Below are 15,558 nucleotides of genomic sequence, written 5' to 3'. Positions count from 1 at the left end.
GGGGTTCAACGCGACACGAGTTTGAAGGCGGGCGGCACGCCGCGGCCGGCGAGCCGGGGCCGCTGCTGGCGGGAAAGCTGCAGGTGGACCCGCATGAGATCGGCCGCAAGCTCCATCTGCCCGCGCTCGATCTGCTCGACGATCTGCAGGTGCTCCAGATTGGACTGCATCAGACGGAACACCGCGACATGGCCCGCAGGCGGGATCGCGCGGCGACGGCGATGATGGTTCACCAGGGCCTCGGCCATGAACGGGTTGCTGCAGCCCTTCGCGATCAGCGTATGGAAGTCGAAATCGGTGCGCTCGAACAGCTTGCGATCGAAGGTCGCCTCGCTCATGCCCTTCAGGATCAGCATCGACTGGCGCAGTGCGACCAGCGCCGGCAGGTCGCGGCGGAAGTCGGGAAGGGTGAGCGCGAGCGGTTCGGTCGCAAGGCGGAATTCGTAGCTGCGCGCGACCGCATCGCCGCTGACGGCAAACTGCTTCAGCAGCCACTGCTGCCCCGCGCCGCGTTCGGCGACGTTCTCTTCCGCCAGTTTCATCAGCGCATTTTGTACCGTCTGCCGCGAGACCTGGTATCGGCGCTGGAGCGAGGCGACCGTCTGCGTCTCGGCAATGCGGCCAGCGGCGAGGTCGCGCAGGATCGCCGCATGGATCTCGCTTTCGCCATCGCCGTCCGAGGTATCGTCGAGCCTTGCTGTTGCTGCGGGGTCGACGGCGAGCAGATAGCCGCCTTCGGCCTCGGTCGTGACCAGGCCGCGCTCGGCAAGCACTTGAAGCGCCTTGCGGATTGGGGTTCTGGAGACGTTGCAGAGAGACGCCAGCGCCTGTTCGGCCAGCCGGTCGCCCGGCGAAATTCCGCGTTCGCCGGCGATATCCAGTATTTTTTGCGCCAGTTCGACATGGCGATAGCTGGGGCGCTTCGGTTCCGGAATCATGCGCTCAAACGGGCCTCCATTGCCGCGCATGCTGCCCGTTGCGCCGCCGTTTCGCAAGCCTCGCAACGACGAATTTCTGCACGCGGCGATTTCAGCCGAATCCCTATTGACGTATTTATTTTATAATTAATACTGCCAAGAGACGCGGCAAAGAGTTCGGATCAACCGGCGGGCTGCATCACAGAGGCCAGGAACAAATCAAACAAGGGAGTTTTTTCGTGAAAGCGAGAAACGGAACGGGCGCATTGCGCGCGGCCGCGGCTGTCATTGCCGCAAGCCTGACCGCGGGGACGGCATCGGCCGCGGACCTCGTCATCTCCAACTGGGACGGCTACATGGCGAAGGACATCGCCGAGAGCTTCAAGGCGGCGACCGGCCTGGAGATCGAGGTGGTCAACCACGCGACCAACGAAGAGATCATGGGCAAGCTCATGGCGAGCGGTGGCAAGGGCTACGACATCGTCTTCGTCTCCTCGCCGTTTGCAGAAGTCCTGAACGCGCAGGGCCTGGTCGAACCGCTGGACAAGGCCGCGATTCCCAACCTCGCCAATCTTTATCCGGAAGCCGCAGCGCTCGCCTACGATCCGGGCAATGCGTACTCGGTCCCCTACACCTGGGGCACGACCGGCCTTTGCTACCGCTCGGACAAGGTCAGCGGCACGCCCGACAGCTGGATGAGCCTGCTTCAGCCCGCCGACGACATCAAGGGCAAGACGACCATGCTGGCGACCGACCGCTGGCTGATGGCCGCAGGCCTTCTCGCCAAGGGATCTTCCGTCAACGAGGCCGATCCGGCCAAGATCAACGAGGCCCGAGACCTGCTGATCGAGGCGAAGAAGACGCTGCTCGCCTATGACGACACGACCTTCTATGCCAAGCTCGTCTCCGGCGAGGCGTCGCTGGTGCATGCCTGGGACGGCTGGTGCAACTACGGCATCGCCGAGAACAAGGACATCAAGTTCGTCGTGCCGAAGGAAGGTTCCGACCTCTGGGTCGACACGATGGTCGTCCTGAAGGGTTCGGAGAACAAGGCGAACGCGATGAAGTTCATCGACTTCATCCTGGATGCGAAGAACCACGCCTGGGCAGCGGAGAACATTCTCTACAAGGTGCCAAACAAGGCCGCCATGGAAAGCCTGCCGGCCGCGCTCGGCGAGCAGTACCCGAACATGAAGATGCCGCCGGCCGAACTTGCCAAATACGAGCTTCTGCGCGACCTCGGCCCGGCGCAGAAGGACTATTCGCGTGCCGTCAGCGAGATCAAGGCCGCGAACTAGCCGTCTTCGCCCCTCTCCCTGCAAGCGGGGAGAGGGGCCGCCGCCGGCAGCCTCCGTCGACCGAGCCGGCGCGGCAGCGTCGCCTTCTCTCCAGACAGCAGCAAGGCCGAATTAGACGTGTCCTTCAATGCCACCAGACCGAACCTGCTCGCCGCCCCCGGCGTCGCCTGGCTCATGGCCTTCATGGTCGTGCCGTGCCTGCTGGTGCTTTCGTATGCCTTCTTCCAGCGCGGCACGTGGGGCGGGATCGACTATACGTTCACGCTGGAGAACTTCGCCCGCGTTGCCGATCCGCTCTATGCGAGGATCTTCCTGAATTCCGCCCGGATCGCGTTGACGACAACGCTGATTGCGATCCTGATCGCCTATCCGGCCGCCTATGCGATCGCGCGGGCGCCGCGCATGCGCCAGCCGATCCTCCTGTTCTTCGCCGTGCTGCCGTTCTGGAGCAACTACCTGATCCGGACCTATGCCTGGATCGTGCTCCTGAACCGGGAGGGCCTGATCAACAACCTGCTGCGGGCCATGGGCTACACCGGCGAGCCCCTGTCGCTGCTCTATACGGAGAGCGCCGTCATCATCGGCCTGGTCTACAACTATCTGCCCTTCGTGATCCTGGCGATCTATTCGACGCTGTCGCGGTTGAACCCGGAACTGATGGAGGCCTCGCGCGATCTTGGCGCCGGTCCGATCCGCACCTTCTTCCGCGTGACGCTGCCCCTGACCCTGCCGGGGGTTGCCGCCGGCGGCGTGTTCGTCTTCGTGCTGTCGATCGGCAACTTCGTCACGCCGGCGTTGCTCGGCGGCGGCCGCTTCCAGATGGTCGGCAACCTTGTCTATGACCAGTTCCTCACCGCCAACGACTGGCCGTTCGGCGCAGCGCTGGGCATGGCGCTGATCGCCACGATGATCGTGCTTCTCCTCGTCCAGGCGCGCGCCACCTCGCATGCCAGCGGCGAGCGCAGGGGAGAGGCGGCATGAGCGGACAGGCGACAATCGACGCGATGACGGCCGCGCCACCGGCGGTCGGCGCTGCGGTGCCGGGCGCGTTCCGCCGCAAGCTCCCGGGTCGGATCGTGCTGCTTGTCGTCTTCGGCTTCCTCTATCTGCCGATCGCCGTCCTCGTGCTTCTGTCCTTCAACGACAGCGGCCTGCCGACCTCGTGGTCGGGCTTTTCCACCCGCTGGTATGTCGCGCTGGCCGGCAACGGCGATATCCTGCGCGCGGCCTGGAACACGCTGGTCGTCGCCGTCTTCGCCACGCTGATCTCCACCGTGCTCGGCACGCTTCTGGCGCTTGGCATGGAGACACGGCGGCGCAAGAGCAACGGTCTGGAGGCGTTGGCCTTCGCGCCGATGGTGATTCCCGACATCGTGCTTGCCGTGGCGCTGCTGTCGCTGTTCTCGCGGCTGAACCTGACGATGGGGCTGCACACGATCGTCGTCAGCCACGTGGTCTTCGACCTCGCCTTCGTCTGCTCGGTGGTGCGGGCAAGGCTGAAGAATTTCGACTATTCGATCGTGGAAGCCTCGCGCGATCTCGGCGCGTCCGGCTGGACGACCTTCTGGCGCATCACCTTCCCGGTGCTGCTACCGGCGATCGTCGCTGGCGCGCTGCTCGCCTTCACGCTGTCGGTGGACGAATTCATCATCGCCTTCTTCACCGCAGGCGCCGGCCGCTCGTCGATCACCCTGCCGATGCAGATCTATTCGATGATCCGCTTCGGCATCACGCCCGAGGTCAATGCGCTCGCCACCATCGTCATGGGTGTGAGCGCCACCGCCCTGATGATCTCGCAATGGCTCAACAAAGAACAGGTCCGATGAACGCCCCGATGGACGCAGAGACTCCCCCCATCCTTCGGATCGAGAGCGTTGCCAAGAGCTTTGGCCCGGTGGTCGCCGTCGATGGCATCTCGATCGACGTGCGCGAGAACGAGTTCTTCGCGCTGCTCGGCCCCTCGGGCTGCGGCAAGACCACGCTGCTGCGGATGCTGGCGGGCTTCGAGACGCCGAGCGCCGGCCGGATCCTGCTGGACGGCAAGGACATCTCGCCGCTGCCGCCGGAGAAGCGGCCGCTCAACCTGATGTTCCAATCCTACGCGCTCTTTCCGCACATGTCGGTTCGCCAGAACCTGTCCTACGGGCTGGAGATGGAGCGGCTGGCAAAAACCGAAGTTCGCCGACGGGTCGACGAGACGCTGGCAATGACCGATCTCACCGCCTTTGCCGACCGCAAGCCCGACCAGCTCTCCGGCGGACAGAAGCAGCGCGTGGCGCTCGCGCGTGCGCTGGTCAAGCGGCCGAAGGTGCTGTTGCTGGACGAACCGCTCGGCGCGCTCGACAAGAAGCTGCGCGAGAAGATGCAGCTCGAATTGAAGCGCATGCAACACGAGGCGGGCATCACCTTCATCATCGTCACGCACGACCAGGAGGAAGCCCTGGTCATGGCCGACCGCATGGCGATCCTGAAGGATGGCAGGCTGCTCCAGTGCGGCTCGCCCGAGGACATCTACGAGGCGCCCGCCGACCGCTTCGTTGCCAATTTCATCGGCGTGATGAACTTCATCGACGGCACGGTGTCGGACGGCGTCTTCGAGGCGGAGGGCCTGAGGCTGGCGCTGGTCGATGCGAAGCCGGGGCCGGCGACGCTTGCGGTGCGGCCGGAAAATGTCGCCATCGGCCCGCCCGGCGAGCGGCTTTCCGGAACGGTCGCCGACATCGCCTATCACGGCCTCGACCGGGTGCTTCATGTGCAGACCGCCGCTTCGCATGCGCCCCTGCAGGTGCGCGTGCCGGCCAGCGGCGAGACCGCCTATCGGACCGGTGAAGCGCTCAGCCTCAAGATCGACCCGGCCCGTTGCCGACTGTTTGCGAGAGGTGCGGCGTGAACGGTTTGCGCGTCTCGTTTCAGCGATTGCCCCTCACCCTAACCCTCTCCCCGCAGGCGGGGAGAGGGAACAGAAACGGTGCGGCAAGTCCCTTCTCCCCGCTCGCGGGGAGAAGGTGGCGGCAGCCGGATGAGGGGCAGCGGCCTATGCGCCACACCATGAAGACCAGATAACAGGGGAACAGCATGTCCAAGACCATCGCATTCTTTCCGGAAGCAGCCTTCGGGCCGGCGCTGAACTCGGTCGGCATCGCCCAGGCCGTCGAGGCGCTCGGCCACAAGGCCGTGTTCCTCTCTGATCCGGGCTTTGTCTCGGTCTACGAGGGCTATGGCTTCGAGGCGCATCCGGTGAACCTCTCCGAACCGATGCCGGCCGAGCAGATGGCGAAGTTCTGGGAAGATTTCATCAACGGCCATATTCCGAACTTCCGCAAATCCCCGATCGACCAGGTCGACAACTACGTCAAGGATTGCTGGACGGCGATCGTCGATAGCGCCAAGTGGGCGCAGAAGGACCTGCCCGGCGTGCTGGCCAGGATCAAGCCGGACCTGATCTGCGTCGACAACGTCATCCTGTTCCCCGCGATCAAGCAGTTCGGCACGCCCTGGGTGCGGATCATCTCGTGCTCGGAAAACGAGATCGAGGACCCGAAGATCCCGCCGCATCTTTCCGGCTGCGGCGAGAAGGACTATGCGGGCCACCAGGCTTACCGCGATCGGTTCAACGCGGTGATCAAGCCGATCCATGACGATTTCAACGGGTTCCTGTCTGAGAACGGCGAAGAGGTCTATCCGATCGGCCAGTTCTTCGAGGCCTCGCCGTTCATGAACCTGCTGCTCTATCCGGAGCCGGTGAAGTTCGAGCGCGAGCACCCGCTGGCGCCGGCGCAGTTCCAATATCTCGAAGGCTGCGTGCGCAAGGAGAAGCCCTACGAGGTGCCCGCCTTTGCGACCAACAACGACAAGCCGCTGCTCTACGTCTCCTTCGGCTCGCTGGGCGCAGGGGACACGGACCTTCTGAAGCGGCTGATCGAGACGATCGGCAAGCTGCCCTATCGGGCGCTCGTCAATGTCGGCGACTACAAGGACCAGTACGAGAACCTGCCGGGCAACGTCATCGTCGACAGCTGGTTCCCGCAGCCCTCTGTCATCCCGCAGGTGGACGCCGTCATCCATCACGGCGGCAATAACTCGTTCACCGAGTGCCTCTATTTCGGCAAGCCGGCGATCATCATGCCCTATGTCTGGGACGGCCACGACAACGCCACCCGCGTCGACGAGACCGGCCACGGCTTCAAGATGCCGCGCTACGACTGGACCGATGCCGACCTCGCAGCCAAGCTCGAAGCCTGTGTCAACAATCCGACCATGAAGACGAAACTCGCCGCTACCAGCGCCCACATGCAGGCGCGCAACGGCCCGAAGAAGGCGGCAGGCATCCTGGACGAACTGGTGAGGACGGGGGCGTTCAATGGTTGAGAAAACCCCCTCACCCCGCCTCCGCTTTGCTCGGCGGACCTCTCCCCGCTGGGGAGAGGAGGCCGGAAACATCGCGGGCATCTCCCTCTTCTCCCCAGCTGGGAGAAGGTGGCCCGAAGGGCCGGATGAGGGGGCGTCCCGGGCAGGAGGATCGAAATTATGACCGACACCACCAATTCCTCCGCCCCCCACATCCACGGCGCGACCACGTTTGCCGACCTCGTCGACTGGGGCAGCCAGCCCGACAGCGTCGAGGGCCAGTCCCATTCCTCGGGCCGGCTTGTGTTCAAGGGGCCGGGCAACCAGCCGGAAAGCGGCATCTGGGTCTGCACGCCCGGCCGTTGGCGGCTGTCGATCCCGCGCGACGAATTCTGTCATTTCGTTGCGGGAAGGGCGGTCTACCGCTCCGACGACGGCGAGGTGATCGAGGTCGAGGCGGGCACCGTCGTGATGTTCCCGGGCGGCTGGAGCGGCGAATGCACCGTCATCGAGACGATGCGCAACATCTACATGCTGGTTTGAGGTGAGACGATGACCACACCCTATTGGGCGGATGCCGCGGCCGTTGCGCTGGAGGACTGGGGCCCGAGTGCGACGGCCACGCAAGGCAGCCCGCACATGAGCGGCAAGGTGCTTTCCGTCAACGCGGACGGCACGAGCGAATGCGGCATCTGGTCGTGCACGCCGGGCACGCGCAAGATCACGATCGCCAGCGACGAGTTCTGCTATTTTCTCGGCGGCAAGGGCGCCTATGTCCACGAGAGCGGTGAGGAGATCCCGGTCTTTGCCGGCGCCGTCGTCTTCTTTCCCGCCGGCTGGACCGGCAGGTCGATCATCACGGAAACACTGACCAAGGCCTTCATGAGCCGCGGCGACTGACAGTCAAAAGGAAGCACCATCATGCCGATCACTCCGTTTCTTAAGAAGCCGCTGGAACAGACGGACCTCGTCGACTGGGGCGTCATCCCGACGATGATCGAGGGCGAGAGCCATGTTTCCGGCAAGCTGATCCACAAGGGACCGGACGGACAGTCGGAGTGCGGCTTGTGGGTCTGCACCCCGGGCAAATGGTTCTGCCACGTCACCCGCGACGAGTTCTGTCATTTCCTGGAAGGCCGCAGCACCTACGTGCACGAGAGCGGCGAGGTGATCGAGATCACCCCCGACACGGCCGCCTTCTTCCCCAAGGACTGGAAGGGCGAATGCACCGTCCATGAGACCATCAAGAAGGTTTACATGATCCGGTGAGGGGCGGGGCGCCGTCGGGCGGTGCGGGTATCGCCCCCTCATCGCCTCGCTGCGCTCCGGCCCTCCTCTCCCCACCGGGGAGAGGGCAGGGTGAGGGGGCGCCGCCACACTCCGTCTACTGCTGCATATTGAAGGACAACAGCCATGTTCAACCCCGCCGAACCCGTCTACTACCGGCATCCGGACTATGTGCCGGCGCGTGGTGCGCATCATCCGGTGATCGATCCGGCGCGGCTGATCGAGGTCGGCCGGTTCGCGAACACCACGCTCGACGAGATGGACGCGGTGCTCGATGCGGCGACCATTGCCCAGCGCGGCTGGAAGCGGCTCGACGCCAAGTCACGGGCGACGATGCTGCACCGGATCGCCAACCGGATCGAGGCGACCGACATGCGCCGCTGTGCGGAGCTGATGTCGCGGGAGATGGGAAAGCCCTATCCGGAGGCGATCGGCGAGGTAGCCAACTGCGCCGGGGCGTTCCGTTACTTTGCCGAGATGGCGCGCGACGAGGCGGGCAAGGTTGCCGGCACGACGCAGGCAGGCTCCTTCCAACATGCGCGCTACGAACCGCTGGGCCTGAGCGTCCACATCATGCCGTTCAACTTTCCGATTCTCTTGATGTGCTGGACGGTCGCCGCGTCGCTTGCCTCCGGCAACGGCTGCATCATCAAGCCAGCGCCGGCGACCACGCTCTCTACGCTCGAATTCATGGCCGTGCTCGAGGCGCTGCCGGCCGGTCTCGTCGCCTGCCTGCCGGGCGGGGTCGAGCTCGGAGAGGCGCTGGTCGCCTCGCCGAAGACGCATGCCGTGGCCTTCACCGGCTCGGTCGCGGCCGGCAGGGCGGTGGCGATGGCCGCGGCCGGCCAGATGAAGCCGGCGGTGATCGAGGCGGGCGGATCGGACCCGATGATCGTCACCGCCAACGCACCGCTCGACGTGGCCGCCGCCGGTGCGGTGACGGCCGCGTTCCACATGTCGGGCCAGGTCTGCACCTCGGCCGAGCGCTTTTTCGTCGCCGAGGACGTGCACGACGCCTTCGTGGAACGGTTCGTCGCACAGACGAGGCGGCTGCGGATCGGCAACGGCCTGTCGAAGGCGGAGATCGGCCCGCTCGTGTCGGAGGCCGCGCGCGCCAAGGTCATACGGCTCGTGGACGATGCGAAGGCCAAGGGGGCAACGGTTGTGATCGGCGGCCGGATCCCCGAGAACGAGCCGGTCGGCTGGTTCTACGAGCCGACGATCCTGACCGGCTGCACGCCCGACATGGCGGTCATGCGGGAGGAATGCTTCGGCCCCGTCGCCGCCATCATGAAAGTGAAGGATTTCGACGAGGCGATCGAACGGGCCAACGACAGCGAGTTCGGCCTCGGTGCCTCCGTGTTCACCACCTCGCTGGAAGAGGCGATGGAGGCTGCCGACCGGCTGGAGGCGGGCATGGTCTGGGTCAACAACCCGCTGATCGACAACGACGCGCTCCCCTTCGGCGGCTGGAAGAAATCCGGCCTCGGCCGCGAGCTCTCCCGGCTCGGCCTGGACGCATTCCGCCGTTCCAAGATGGTCATCATCGACCACAAGCCGGCCATCCAGGACTGGTGGTATCCCTATCCGGACGCGTGGTTCTACGAGGCGGAGGGACGCAAGCATGTGTGAAATGGTGTCCCTTCTCCCCACCGGGGAGAAGGTGGCCCGAAGGGCCGGATGAGGGGGGCGAAGCGCAAAGGGCGTGCCCAAGCCGCCCCCTCATCGCCTCGCTTCGCTCCGGCACTTCTCCCCGGCGGGGAGAAGAGACCTGCGGCACCGCCTTGCCCCACTCGGCGTCGAGAAATGGGGCATCCCGCAGGTCGCGGCCGCCCGTCGCGATGAAATGATTGAACAAACTGACATAGGAACACGCACCATGATCATCACCATCCTCGGCGGCGCCGGCTACATGGGCGCGGGCATTGTCCGCGACCTGCTTTCCGACCGCGCCATCATCGACATCGCGAAGATCCGTCTGTGCGACGCGTCGCGGGAAAAGATGGAGGCGTTGGCGACCGAGCTCGGCGATGCTCGCATCGAGCTCGTCGACCTGAACGTCACCGATGCGGCAGCGCTTTCGCAAGCCATTTCCGGCGCCGACATCTGCATCAACTGCGTGCCGACGCTGCTGGGCTTCCAGATGACGATCTTCGAGGCGGCGCTGGCTGCAAGGGTTGCCTACATGGATCTCGGCGGGCTCGGCACCTACACGGTCAAGCAGATCGCCGAGCACGAGCGCTTCAAGGCGGCCGGCGTCACCGCCGTCCTCGGCGCCGGTTCGGATCCCGGCATGTCGAACGTGATCTGCAGGGCAGTTGCCGACGAACTGGACGAGATCGACAGGATCAATCTCTACTGGGCGGCCGAGCTTGCGGGCGAGGAGAACCCGGTGCTGGTTCCGCCCTACTCCGTTTCGACGGTGCTGGCGGAATACGCTCATCCGAGCACGCAGTTCTATGGCGGCAGGCATGTCGAATGCCCACCGATGAGCGGGCGCGAGTTCCTGGAGCTGCCGGAGCCGTGGGGCCGTTGCGAGTTCATGCATTCGCCCCATTCCGAGCAACTGACGGTTCCGCTTGCCGACGGTATCCGGGATAAGGGGATCAAGGAATTCTCTTGGAAGCTGCACCTGCCGCACCGCGAGCACGAGGCCTGGGTCGGCCTGGTGAAGGCAGGGTTTGGCGATTTTGACGCGCCGATCGAGATCGGCGGCGTCAGCGTCAAGCCGCTCGACGTGCTCAACAAGGTCATCGAACGCAATATCAGGAAGAACGCCGACAGCATCCCGGCACAGGAGAGCCACGAGATCCATTTTGCCATCGGGCAGGGCCGCAAGGACGGCAAGCCCTGCACGGTGCGCGTGGAGGTCGTCGTCTCGCCCGATCCGATGTATGCGCCCTATGTCGACGCCTGCACGTCGATGAACGCCTCGATCGCTGCGCAACTGATCCTCAAGGAAGCGAAGAGGCCGGGGGTCTATGCGCCGGAGAGCTATTTCGACGCTTCGACCTACTTCCCCGAGCTCGAGAAGAGGAAGTTCAGGATATCGAAGACGGTTTCCTGAGGCGGGCAGGGAGCAGGAGTATCGAGGGCGATCTGCGGATCGCCCTGATGCGACAAGCCTTTTTCGCAATCGTCGAAGCACTGAAAACGCCCGTTCATGATTGTGGCGGAAAAGAGAAAAATAAACCCTATCATTCTTATAGACATTCTCTATAATCGTCTTCCACGGGCATCGACTGCCCGGCTCGATGGCTGGTTTGCGCCGATGGCGCAGCCGGACGTCCAGAGGAAGGATGACGACGATGAGCAACGTGGATGCTTTCGGCAAGGCGGACTTCGGCCACAAGCGCGAACCGCGTGCCCCACGTGCAGCGCCCGTCCGGCGCTGGGCCCTCGACGGCATTGTCTGCAATGTGGTCGCGGGCGCGGCCTTCCTCTTCGTCGTCGCACTGGTCCTCGGACTGATCGGCCACTGATCGTCTTCGACGCGCTCCCATTTTTCTCACCCGCCCGTAAGGGATGATAGAGGCTTGGCCTCAGAGGTTCCAGGTTCTCCTGGCGTTGGCGCGGTAGAGTTTTTCCCGTTCGTCCTGCGAGCACGGGCCGAAAATGGCTTGGGTCGCCGCCACCCAGGTGGAAAGACCACCGCCCTTCGTGCAGACCGGCCAGTCGCTCCCCCAGACCACGCGATCCCAGCCGAAGCTCGAGACGATATGCTCGACATAGGGGCGGATGGTTTCGACCGTCCAGCTCTGCGGGTCCGCATAGGCGACGACGCCGGAGACCTTGGCAATGACGTTCGGCCGTCGCGCGATCTCGACGATCCCGCGCTTCCAAGTGTCGAGTGCGCCGGAGACGATATCGGGCACACCGCAATGGTCGAGGACGAAACGGACGCCCGGAGCGCTGTCGATCAGCGCCAGCGCAAGCGGCTGCTGGCGGGCCAGCATGCAGATGTCGAAGGTCAGCCGGCTCCCGGCCATCCGCTTGAGATTGTCGCGAAACAGCGCCTGTTCGGAAATGTCGTCGGGGACCACGTGGAGAACGCGCCGGAAGCCCTTCACGAAAGGATCGGCCTCGCACTTTTCCAGATAGGCCGCAAAGCCGATTTCCTCCGGCCGGCAGGCGGCGATGACGCCGGCGATCAGGTCCCCCTGCGTGGCGGCGAGGCTGCGGACCATCTCCGTCTCGACCTCGATGTCCGAAGTGGCCACGTCCACCTCCATGTGCAGTGCCGCCTCGATGCCGAGGCGCTTCGCCTCCTGGGCATATTCGGGATAGGTGAAATCGCGGTTCAGGTCGCCGGCGCCTGAAAGCCAGGGATAGGCCAGGCGCGACTGGTCGATCAGGTGCAGGTGGGTGTCGATGAACATGGCGTCCTCCCTCGAATTGCCGCGCTCGGCCGGCATGCTGTCACACGGCGCCGATACCGGGCAAGGCCGCCGTCCGACCCTCCGTATCGTTTGTTGACAGCGGCGAAATGTGTCCTTTATGTATAAAGTACAATTTGAAGAATTCAAGCGTTGCCGCGACAAACAAGCCTGGTGTCGCGGCCGCCGCGTCATGGGAGGAAATGATGACCCGCATCACCGGCATGCGCGTGTTCGACCTGCGGTTTCCCACGTCCAAGAGCCTGGACGGCTCGGATGCGATGAACCCGGATCCGGACTATTCGGCGGCCTATGTCATCCTCGATACCGACGAGCCAGGCGTCAGCGGCCATGGCCTGACCTTCACCATCGGCCGCGGCAACGACATCTGCTGCATGGCGATCAGGGCGATGGAGCATCTCGTCGTCGGCACGGATCTGGACGAGGTCCGCAAGGCGCCGGGCAAGTACTGGCGCCATCTGACCGGTGACAGCCAGTTGCGCTGGATCGGTCCCGACAAGGGCGCGATGCATCTGGCGACCGGCGCCGTCGTCAACGCCGTCTGGGATCTGCTGGCCCGGCAGGCGAACAAGCCGGTCTGGCAGCTCGTCAGCGAGCTTTCTGCGGAAGAGATCGCCGATATCGTCGACTTCCGCTACCTGACGGACGTCCTGACCAGGGACGAGGCGATCACCATCCTGAAGAAGGCAGAGGCGGGCAAGACGGAACGGATCGAAACCCTGAAACGCGAGGGCTATGCCTGCTACACGACGTCGGCCGGCTGGCTCGGCTATCCGGAGGAGAAGCTGCGGCGGCTCTGCCAGGAAGCGGTCGAAGCGGGGTTCGACCATGTCAAGATGAAGGTCGGCCGCGACCTCGACGACGATATCCGCCGGCTGACGATCGCGCGCGAGGTCATCGGTCCGGATCGTTACCTGATGATCGACGCCAACCAGGTCTGGGAAGTCGACCAGGCGATCGACTGGGTCAACAAGCTCGCCTTCGCCAATCCCTACTTCATCGAGGAGCCGACCAGCCCGGACGATATCGCCGGCCACCGCAAGATCCGCCAGGCGATCGAGCCGGTGAAGGTCGCGACCGGCGAGATGTGCCAGAACCGCATCATGTTCAAGCAGTTCATCGCGGAAGGCGCGATCGACATCGTCCAGATCGACAGCTGCCGCATGGGCGGGCTGAACGAGGTGCTGTCGGTGCTGCTGGTCGCGGCGAAATACGGTCTGCCGGTCTGGCCGCATGCCGGTGGCGTAGGGCTTTGCGAATACGTCCAGCATCTGTCGATGATCGACTATGTCGCCGTGTCCGGTACGAAGGAGGGCAGGGTGATCGAGTATGTCGATCATCTGCACGAGCATTTCGTCGATCCCTGCGTCATTGTCGACGCCGCCTACATGCCGCCGTCGCGCGCCGGCTTCTCGATCGAAATGAAGCCGGAATCGATTGCCGAATTCACGTTCCGACCCTAAAAGGTGATCGTCGCATTCGGGGCGGCACCGACAGGTGTGCCGCCCTTCCGCATGTAGGGGGAAGAGTTGAGCCAGATCCTGACGATTGACGACCTCAAGGCGCGCGCGAAGCGGCGCGTGCCGAAGATGTTCTTCGACTATGCCGATTCAGGCGCCTACACCGAGGGCACCTACCAGGCGAACGAAGAGGACTTCCGCAAGATCAAGCTGCGCCAGCGCGTGCTCGTCGACATGACGAACCGTTCGCTGGAAACCACGATGATCGGCGAGAAGGTGTCGATGCCGGTGGCGCTGGCTCCCACCGGGCTGACCGGAATGCAGCACGCAAACGGCGAGATGCTGGCGGCTCAGGCGGCCGAGGAATTCGGGATCCCGTTCACGCTTTCCACGATGAGCATCTGCTCGATCGAGGATGTCGCCTCGGTCACGACCAAGCCGTTCTGGTTCCAGCTCTACGTGATGCAGGACCGCGACTTCGTGCTGAACCTGATCGACCGCGCCAAGGCGGCGAAATGCTCCGCGCTCGTGCTGACGCTCGATCTGCAGATTCTGGGCCAGCGCCACAAGGACATCCGCAACGGCCTGTCGGCACCGCCGAAATTCACGCCCAAGCATGTCTGGCAGATGGCCACGCGGCCGATGTGGTGCATGCGGATGCTGGGCACGAAGCGGCGCACGTTCGGCAACATCGTCGGCCACTCCAAGAGCGTCACCGACCTGTCCTCGCTGTCGGTCTGGACGTCCGAGCAGTTCGACCCGCAGCTCTCCTGGGCCGACGTCGCCTGGATCAAGGAACGTTGGGGCGGAAAGCTGATCCTGAAGGGCATCCTCGACGAGGAGGATGCGCGCATGGCGGTCTCGACGGGAGCGGATGCGATCATCGTCTCCAACCATGGCGGCCGGCAACTCGACGGCGCTCCGTCCTCGATCAGCATGCTGCCGCGCATCGTCGACGCCGTCGGCGGCCATGTCGAAGTTCATCTCGACGGCGGCATCCGTTCGGGACAGGACGTGCTGAAGGCGCTGTGCTACGGCGCCAAGGGCACCTATATCGGCCGGCCGTTCCTCTACGGGCTCGGCGCCGGCGGCAAGTCCGGGGTGACGCGGGCGCTGGATATCATCCGCAAGGAGCTCGACATCACCATGGCGCTTTGCGGCGAGCGGGATGTGCGCAACCTGTCGCGCCGCAACCTGCATCAGGGAAGTTGATTGGCCTTGGTGCGGACATTAGGCCGTCCGTCCGGAATCGCTCCATCGATTAATATTAGGTTAAGCTAATACTTTTGGATGGGGCATTCCGAATTGCCCGGGCGGCCAAAGCGGCGCAAACTCCCTGCGTTCTAACGGAGGGAAGCATCCATGACGGATCGCAGAGAACTCGAAAGGACTGTCCGCGCGTTCTACAGGGCGCGCAACGACAACGACATCGACGCGATCATGAATTGTGTCGATCCAAGAGCCAGCTTTCGGATCACCGGCAGCTACAGGCTCGGCCCCCTGACCCATATGGTGGAAGGCGAAACGGAGATCCGGGCCCGGTTCGGCGATCTGATGGCGGCCTGGGACCTGTCGGACATGGAGGTCGAGAGCGTCCATGTGGACGGGGACACGGTACTGGTTCACCGCAGCGGGCCGATCCGCTTCATCCCGAAGGATGTCTTCATCGATACCGAAATGCTGGACAAGCTGACCTTCGAGGACGGCCGCATCATCGAGTACACGGAATTCGTGGATACGCTGATGGCGGCTGAAATGGTCGGCTTCGTCAAGCCGTCCGGCATCTGGACCGGCGTCTCGGCCATGCCGGTCGATCCGCTTGCGGAGGAGCGGCCGGCCGCTCCGTGATCGG

General features: G+C 64.3%; 16 protein-coding genes. 14 read left to right on the top strand and 2 right to left on the bottom strand.

All coding sequences use genetic code 11. From position 1 onward, the window contains the following. Positions 1–5: 5 nt before the first annotated feature. Positions 6–938 carry a GntR family transcriptional regulator gene (locus GGQ64_RS17170; RefSeq protein ID WP_183806539.1) on the bottom strand — a complete coding sequence of 311 codons (933 nt, stop codon included), beginning with the start codon at positions 936–938 and terminating at the stop codon, positions 6–8. 218 nt (positions 939–1,156) lie between these two features. Between GGQ64_RS17170 and GGQ64_RS17165 the strand changes: the two genes are divergently transcribed. The 11 genes from GGQ64_RS17165 (at position 1,157) to GGQ64_RS17115 (ending at position 11,331) form a co-directional block, all read left to right on the top strand. Further along, positions 1,157–2,215, top strand: coding sequence for an extracellular solute-binding protein (locus GGQ64_RS17165; protein WP_183806538.1), 1,059 nt, complete (start codon positions 1,157–1,159; stop codon positions 2,213–2,215). 174 nt (positions 2,216–2,389) lie between these two features. After that, the gene (locus tag GGQ64_RS17160) at positions 2,390–3,196 is read left to right on the top strand and encodes an ABC transporter permease (protein ID WP_183806843.1); all 807 of its coding nucleotides are present in this window, start codon (positions 2,390–2,392) and stop codon (positions 3,194–3,196) included. After that, entirely contained in the window at positions 3,193–4,041 is an 849-nt protein-coding gene (locus GGQ64_RS17155; RefSeq protein ID WP_246422739.1) for an ABC transporter permease, read from the top strand. The genes GGQ64_RS17160 and GGQ64_RS17155 overlap by 4 nt, the downstream gene beginning before the upstream one ends. An 8-nt stretch (positions 4,042–4,049) precedes the next feature. Further along, entirely contained in the window at positions 4,050–5,105 is a 1,056-nt protein-coding gene (locus GGQ64_RS17150; RefSeq protein WP_183806537.1) for an ABC transporter ATP-binding protein, read from the top strand. A gap of 185 nt (positions 5,106–5,290) precedes the next feature. Then, entirely contained in the window at positions 5,291–6,583 is a 1,293-nt protein-coding gene (locus GGQ64_RS17145) for a nucleotide disphospho-sugar-binding domain-containing protein (RefSeq protein ID WP_183806536.1), read from the top strand. A 159-nt stretch (positions 6,584–6,742) separates the two neighbouring features. Continuing rightward, the gene (locus GGQ64_RS17140; protein ID WP_183806535.1) at positions 6,743–7,105 is read left to right on the top strand and encodes a cupin domain-containing protein; all 363 of its coding nucleotides are present in this window, start codon (positions 6,743–6,745) and stop codon (positions 7,103–7,105) included. A 9-nt stretch (positions 7,106–7,114) separates the two neighbouring features. Further along, positions 7,115–7,462: a cupin domain-containing protein gene (locus GGQ64_RS17135; RefSeq protein ID WP_183806534.1), complete on the top strand. Its 348-nt coding sequence runs from the start codon at positions 7,115–7,117 to the stop codon at positions 7,460–7,462. A gap of 21 nt (positions 7,463–7,483) precedes the next feature. Next, positions 7,484–7,831 carry a cupin domain-containing protein gene (locus tag GGQ64_RS17130; protein ID WP_183806533.1) on the top strand — a complete coding sequence of 116 codons (348 nt, stop codon included), beginning with the start codon at positions 7,484–7,486 and terminating at the stop codon, positions 7,829–7,831. A 144-nt stretch (positions 7,832–7,975) separates the two neighbouring features. Then, positions 7,976–9,481: an aldehyde dehydrogenase family protein gene (locus GGQ64_RS17125; RefSeq protein WP_183806532.1), complete on the top strand. Its 1,506-nt coding sequence runs from the start codon at positions 7,976–7,978 to the stop codon at positions 9,479–9,481. Between the two features lie 247 nt (positions 9,482–9,728). Then, on the top strand, positions 9,729–10,916 hold the full coding sequence (locus GGQ64_RS17120; RefSeq protein ID WP_183806531.1) for a saccharopine dehydrogenase family protein: 1,188 nt from the start codon (positions 9,729–9,731) through the stop codon (positions 10,914–10,916). Positions 10,917–11,157: 241 nt separating this feature from the next. After that, complete coding sequence (locus tag GGQ64_RS17115) at positions 11,158–11,331, top strand: hypothetical protein (protein WP_183806530.1); 174 nt, start codon at positions 11,158–11,160, stop codon at positions 11,329–11,331. A gap of 60 nt (positions 11,332–11,391) precedes the next feature. Here the strand turns inward: GGQ64_RS17115 and GGQ64_RS17110 are convergent, their stop codons facing one another. Further along, positions 11,392–12,228: an amidohydrolase family protein gene (locus GGQ64_RS17110; RefSeq protein ID WP_183806529.1), complete on the bottom strand. Its 837-nt coding sequence runs from the start codon at positions 12,226–12,228 to the stop codon at positions 11,392–11,394. Positions 12,229–12,431: 203 nt separating this feature from the next. On the opposite strand from GGQ64_RS17110, the gene GGQ64_RS17105 reads away from it, so the two are divergent. From GGQ64_RS17105 to GGQ64_RS17095, 3 genes are all read left to right on the top strand, one after another. Then, positions 12,432–13,709, top strand: a complete 1,278-nt coding sequence (locus GGQ64_RS17105; protein ID WP_183806528.1) for an L-fuconate dehydratase — start codon at positions 12,432–12,434, stop codon at positions 13,707–13,709. Positions 13,710–13,775: 66 nt separating this feature from the next. Then, on the top strand, positions 13,776–14,918 hold the full coding sequence (locus GGQ64_RS17100; protein WP_183806527.1) for an alpha-hydroxy acid oxidase: 1,143 nt from the start codon (positions 13,776–13,778) through the stop codon (positions 14,916–14,918). A 150-nt stretch (positions 14,919–15,068) separates the two neighbouring features. Further along, the gene (locus tag GGQ64_RS17095; RefSeq protein ID WP_183806526.1) at positions 15,069–15,554 is read left to right on the top strand and encodes a nuclear transport factor 2 family protein; all 486 of its coding nucleotides are present in this window, start codon (positions 15,069–15,071) and stop codon (positions 15,552–15,554) included. The last annotated feature ends 4 nt before the right edge of the window (positions 15,555–15,558 follow it).

It is taken from the genome of Mycoplana azooxidifex (genome assembly GCF_014196765.1).
GTDB classification, from domain to species: Bacteria; Pseudomonadota; Alphaproteobacteria; order Rhizobiales; family Rhizobiaceae; genus Mycoplana; species Mycoplana azooxidifex.
This window is presented reverse-complemented; position numbering and strand designations above follow the sequence as displayed.